The organism is Vibrio sp. Y176 (assembly GCF_033438945.1).
The window spans coordinates 1-6,179 of record NZ_JAWOQS010000028.1 but is presented as its reverse complement, the minus strand read 5'-3'; the positions used below and the strand labels follow the sequence as shown (position 1 = coordinate 6,179).

The window sequence follows — 6,179 nt, the reverse complement described above, 5'->3', positions numbered from 1 at the left end:
ATACCACCGTAAACACAAAACCCAACGATGGAATGAAAAATGCCAAGCGTTGGGAATCACTCTTAAATGCTTTGTTACATGCGTCTAAATGAGGATACTTCATCATAGGGCCTAAAGCCGTATACTTCTCCTGAATCTTCATCAAATTCAGCAACGCCAACTATTACTTTTAAGTTGCCTTCAAACTCTGGGAACCTGCGCGAAATCATATGAATTACTTTTTCTACTAACGCTTCATCCAGAACTACAACAATAACTGCAAATTCGTAGTAATTTTCTTCGTTTAAAGAATAGTAAGCTCGGTAAATTACTTCATCCAAACGATGCATCATCATTCTATAGTCTTTAATAGCTCTAACTTCGAAGCCGAATTTTTTATCACCTTGATATGCGATAAAGTCAGGAAAACCTCTCATTTGATGCTCAATATTTTCAAAATGACTATCTAGCCATTTATATACTGACCTTTCTGTTGACTCACCAAAATTTCGAATGCTTCTAGGATCCATGACTCTAGTCTTACGCTCAAAGGTAACAGCCCTTACTTCTTCAATTGCTTGTTCGGCAATTTGTGCGTTTAATTGTTCATTGGCATAATTGAGGAACCCTTCCGTACTGTATAGATAGAACCTTTCAACACTTGCTTCTCTCGAAATTTCTTCGACTAACTCTGGTCTTGCTCCAATTGTTTTGGTGCCGCCGCTATCAACTTTCCACCACCAGTCCGATTTCGCATCATCCGTAACAAAGATGATGTCTTTTAAGTTCGAAGACTTTGCATGTTCAATTATTTGCTTCCAGACGATCAAATCGCCATATTTTCTTTTATATATCAGACCACCATACGAAAAGGAGTCTAGTTCATTTTTATCTTTCTTGGAGTCTTTATAGCCTGGTGGGACACCATTGCTATACCTTTTATCTCCATCTTTAAAGAGAGCATCTAGTTGCTCTTGTGATTCAAATGCATCACCAACATTTCCTTCAAAAAGGTGCTCTAATCTCTCTCGAATATTATCAGTAGAGTTAACATTGATACTTTTTTGCTCGAGCTCATCCAGTTGTTCGATAAAATTATCTTTTATCTGTGAAATGGAATTGACCAATAAATCAGGATCTATGTGGCTATGTCGCTTCTTTAACTGCAAACCTTCCAACTCACCTTGCATCGATGAAATAGATTTTGAGACAATACTCCTCACCTCTGAATAGCGTTTATGCTGCTCTGCTATAACAGACAATCTATTTCTTTGATATTCAAGGCCAACATGGTTCGGAATCCAAGCTCGACCTTTTAAACGTTCGAGAACTTTGAGTAACTCATCCCTTGTTGATGATTGATAACGATATAGATTTAGTAGCACATTCGTGTCAAAAACAAAAACTGAGTTCTTCCATAATTCGGAAAACTCTGCGCCTTCTAGTCTATAATACCCTTTAAATTTTTCTCTCATATTTAACAACTTCTCCAAAGCATGTAACGCCGCATTAAGGGGCAGCAACGCGCTACCATCAAACTTCAATTTACCACCGTAAACACAGATGCCAAGATTTAAAATAAACTCGCCACGCGTTGACTGTCCCTCTTGAATGCTTTGTTAGTTGCCAAGCCTAAAGCTTTCGTTTGAAGTCAATTACCGCTTTGCCAACACTATTTTTATGTGTTTTGAAAAACTCAAATCAGGCGCAGTTTCAAAGCGCCTGTCACTGAAACCACTTGGAATGTACAGCGCCGTAGAAAACGAACTAACAACACCAACAAGCGCCTTTAAATAGACAATGTTACAGAGCTCACTTTCAACACATGAATCGGTTTTTGCAACAGCAAACCCAAGCCACAAAAATAACCGAAGCGAGATTTTAACAACCCCAAAAGCTTAAAACTGAAATACAAAGCCGAGGAATAACACGTTGACCGTAGCCTTAAACATTCTGGCTTTAGCTACGTCTTGCTCGTTGGCAACTAACGCCGCATTAAGGTGTGAGTAACGCAATCACGAAACCAGACCATGCCACCGTAAACACTGAACTCAACGCGGGAATGAAAAACGCCAAGCGTTACGAATCACTCTTAAATGCTTTGTTATAAGCACTTTTTGCCCACTAAAACCTCTGTAATGTACTGCCCGTTACTTTGCAGATACTCTATATCTGCCAAATATGCGAGATGATGGCCATCATTAATATTGGCGATAAATGCTTGATTTCCATTACGAGCTTCACTGTGCATATGGTCAACTAAAGCCTGAACCCTATCTATCATTGTTTGCACTACACTCTGGCGCTCTATTTCGGGTAAACCGTAGGCATCACAGAACTGTTTGGCTCGCAATGACTGTGATACTAAATCACCCATAGCATCGCACTTGTGAGTCTTAAATGGAGCCCAACAATATAGCGCGTAAGCAACATCCCAAACTCTAGGTGCAGGGTGAGCGGTATCAAAGTCAATGATACCAACCACCTTTGAACCGTGTAGAGACACGTTATATGGTGCATAGTCACCATGACAGATAACTTCGATTGGCGAGCGAGCGGGGAGCATCCATTCTAATGTTTCGCTTGAGTGGTGTGACAAGAACGAACTGGACGCATCATGATATGAACGGAGCAAGCTAGCTGCTGAAATCAGGGCATCTTTCGTAGCTATATTGTCTTTAAGCGGGTAATTAAAGACTTCTCCATCGACAAAAGATAGGATCTCGTTACCTTTGTCATCAAAGCCGAAAGGCTTAGGAGACGCACGAAATCCATTTTTGGCAATATATGAGAGTAAATGATGTACTGTTTCAGACCACTTGCCACGAGGTCGGTAAACTCTATTTTCAGAGCGAAAAATTTGACCTTCTCGCCCACCTTGAAGTTCTTCCATTGATATCCTTATGTATGACTTGCTAAGTGCTTATAACGCCCAGTTAAGGGGTGAAGCACGCAATAACCAAGTCACCGCATAGCACTTCAACACCGAAAACCACCGCATACCAAAAATGCCACACGTGCTGAATCCCACTTGAACTGTTTGTTAGCACGCTGCCCTTTAACCCATTGGCACACGCCAAGACATTGAAATATAGCACGAAACATATGATTTGAGACACTGAAGCAAAACGGACAACTATAAAACCAAAAGCTAACTTCAAGATACGAGTTGGATAGAAAAAATATGCAAAACTGCCCTTTTTCACCATTTTCAAATTAACAAAGGATTCGAGCTTCGGACTTTAACAGCAGTTTCAGAGAAACTAACTTTTGCCGAAATTTTCTCAGCGCCAAAGAAACCACACCAGAGAAATAGCCTGAAAGTTAGAAACAGTAAACGGTGAAATTAAAGCGAAAACTTCACATCTAGTGCCACCGGAGCGAACCTGAAAGGCACATTTAATCAGGTGTAAAGCGAGGAAAAGAAACCAATAAAAACAAAAACTTTTAGCCTTTGATGCCAACCCAGTGCTAACGCCCTGTTAAGGTGTGAGCAACGCAATACTATAGCCGCCGCATACCACCTTAATCACTTAAACCAACGCATAGTAAAAATGCCACGCGTTGCGAATCCCTCTTAAACAGTTTGTTATGTTTACCCTAAAGTGGAAACTAAGGATGCAATCACGAAAAGCCATGAAACAATGAAAAATACTATCGTTGACTTAGTTGTGGGAAATAAAACAATGCCTGCGACCTTTTCACCAGAAAAATCATCCCAAACCCATTTAGGAGCTTTACAGGGATCATCTTTATAGTTTTGACTAATATCACTAAACTTTTCTTCATCATAATTCGAAAAGAGGTAGTCAATATGCTTATCAAAATCTTGTTTGTATCGCTTTTTCCAATTGTAGTAAGAAAGGCTCTCTTTGAGGCCAAGCGTTACGACATATAAAAGAAGACCAAACATAGCCAATTTTAAAATAAAAACAAATGTCGAAGACCATTCGACAATCGGTGTGGGCAAATTAAGTAGTGACTTTCGCTTTACCACAGCTAAAGGATTATCCATAGATAAAATGAAGTTACCGTCTATCAAACTCCTTGAGGCAAGTGAGATCTTTGGAGATTTCAACGAATGATCCATTTGCTCTAAAAATAACTCTATATCAATATGCTCTTCGCTGCGCCATTGCTCAAACCGTATATTAAATGAGTGGTCATCACTAGGCTTAACTTGTGCCCTAACTGAGTCATCAAGTTCATTTAGATCGATAACACGAAATCCTTTCGGAAATGAAAAATCAAGAGAATCTTTGATTAGGTCACTTTTTGATCCGCTACCGATTATGGTTTTATCTCCGGTATTTTGAAATCTGACTTGAATTTTCCAAAGGTCTTGTATCGCTTCTCCGTTAAATGAATACGTAGCAACCAATCCTTTGATATTTGCAAGATCAGTGACCTTATCTTCACTCAAGAGCGACACTGTCACTTCAGGGTATTTATCTCGAACTTGCTCCCACACCCCGTAACTTGTAACTAAAAGCGCAAGTAAAGCTATGAGAAAGCCCATTTTGTTAAGAATATCTTTATTATTAATCATATTTTCCAAAAACTACTGCATATCAGGGTAAACATAACGCCGCATTAAGGTGTGAGCGACGCTTGGCTATACTTGAGCGAAGCGAAACTGCCAAGCGTTGCGAATCACTCTTAAATGCTTTGTTAGGCTTCTGGCTCACAAAATTTTACACTATCACTAATTAAGGAAACATGAGACTCATTCAGAAGAAATGCCTTTTGCAAATTGTCCATAAGCTGAAACTTTTCAATATAGAACCTAAACTTTGTCCCATATGGGCCAAAACTATTATAATAAATGAGCAATAGTTCCTGATCCGACAACTGCGCTCTCACTAAGCGTGAGTAAAATGGCTTATCTTCGATACCGCTCTCATCAATAAACTTAAATATGTTATATAGAAACCGGAAATAGTGAGCTAACTCATGCCCATCATTTTCCCAAAAATTCGCAAAAGACTTGTTGAGCCTTTCTTTTTCTTGGTCACAATCGCTAGTTGTCACTACATAGTCATACGAAGAGCAAAAACGTCGCCAAAAGGTAACAAAGCAGTCACGCCCCGTAGTCCTAACCCCTTTGGAGTTGATGAGGTCGATTTCACCAATAAGTTGATTTTGAAGCTTAAGCATATGAAAAAATGCATTTTCAAAACCTTGATTTTTTAGTTCATTTCTCGTTATTTTTAACTCTTCTCTTTGAGAGATAATGGTCCAAATAACTCCGGCAAATGCTAACCCGGAAAAAATTGATGTTAGTGCACCAAAGCTATCCCCAAAAACGCCCGACTTATCGATCGAGAACTCATTGACGGGCCATGTAAAAAAGACCAAAAGTCCGGCATAAGCCGAAAAGATTAAAATTACTCCAATAAACACAACGAGAGCTATTTTGTCTGTTTTTTCCATTTTATTCCTATGAATTTACTTAGAAGCCTAACGCCGCATTAAGGTGCGAACAACGCTTAACACCTAAACCAAGCCATGCACCTTATACACTAAAACCAAATTTAAACTGAGATCGCCAAGCGTTGTGAGTCACTCTTAAATGCTTTGTTATGTGCATTTTGGACTGTGTTTACTTAGGTCTTTTTCTGCTAAGTTCTGTATTTTTGAACAGTCACCAAAGAACTGCAAATTAGCTTCACAATACTGAACTAACATTTGGTTCAGTACACCCTGCTCAGAATATTTGCCATCTAGTTTGGTATAAAGGCTTAGTGTTGTTTGTAAGGTGTCTGCAATAAGTTCATGAGTTTGTTTAGTCAATATTCCTAACTGCAAAGAGTCCAATACTAAAACTGTAGCGAGTGCATCTGATTCAACACCATCGAGTTCACACATTGTATAGCGAGCTAATAGATTCGACTTTTCGACTAGAGGTGCAGAGCCTTCGCCCATCACTAACCTGGATTCGTGTAAACCTTTCTCTAAGCCCTTTTGGTACTCAGCTTTCCTAAATACTTCTACTTGCTCGGTGATAACATAAAAACTTGCATATGCGCCGATACTTAGAGCAATTAGGAAAATTGCTATATATCTAACTATCATTGTGCCTCCTGCACATAACGCCGCGTTAAGTGGTGAGCAACGCATGCGACTAACCTAAAACATTGTGCCGTAAACACTTAAGCTGATTCAAACTAAAAATGCCAAGCGTTGTGAATCCGTCTTGA

General features: G+C 39.3%; 6 protein-coding genes. All 6 read right to left on the bottom strand.

What is annotated here, in order from left to right; translation table 11 throughout:
* Positions 1 to 74 precede the first annotated feature (74 nt).
* On the bottom strand, positions 75 to 1,523 hold the full coding sequence (locus R7O13_RS23605; protein WP_318304789.1) for a PIN-like domain-containing protein: 1,449 nt from the start codon (positions 1,521 to 1,523) through the stop codon (positions 75 to 77).
* A 111-nt stretch (positions 1,524 to 1,634) separates the two neighbouring features.
* On the bottom strand, positions 1,635 to 1,841 hold the full coding sequence (locus tag R7O13_RS23600; protein WP_249335401.1) for a hypothetical protein: 207 nt from the start codon (positions 1,839 to 1,841) through the stop codon (positions 1,635 to 1,637).
* A 242-nt stretch (positions 1,842 to 2,083) separates the two neighbouring features.
* The gene (locus R7O13_RS23595) at positions 2,084 to 2,872 is read right to left on the bottom strand and encodes an aminoglycoside phosphotransferase family protein (protein ID WP_318304788.1); all 789 of its coding nucleotides are present in this window, start codon (positions 2,870 to 2,872) and stop codon (positions 2,084 to 2,086) included.
* Positions 2,873 to 3,574: 702 nt separating this feature from the next.
* Positions 3,575 to 4,537: a hypothetical protein gene (locus R7O13_RS23590; RefSeq protein ID WP_315912824.1), complete on the bottom strand. Its 963-nt coding sequence runs from the start codon at positions 4,535 to 4,537 to the stop codon at positions 3,575 to 3,577.
* Positions 4,538 to 4,650: 113 nt separating this feature from the next.
* Positions 4,651 to 5,412 carry a putative phage abortive infection protein gene (locus R7O13_RS23585; protein ID WP_318304787.1) on the bottom strand — a complete coding sequence of 254 codons (762 nt, stop codon included), beginning with the start codon at positions 5,410 to 5,412 and terminating at the stop codon, positions 4,651 to 4,653.
* Between the two features lie 147 nt (positions 5,413 to 5,559).
* The gene (locus R7O13_RS23580) at positions 5,560 to 6,054 is read right to left on the bottom strand and encodes a hypothetical protein (RefSeq protein ID WP_318304786.1); all 495 of its coding nucleotides are present in this window, start codon (positions 6,052 to 6,054) and stop codon (positions 5,560 to 5,562) included.
* Positions 6,055 to 6,179: the final 125 nt, after the last annotated feature.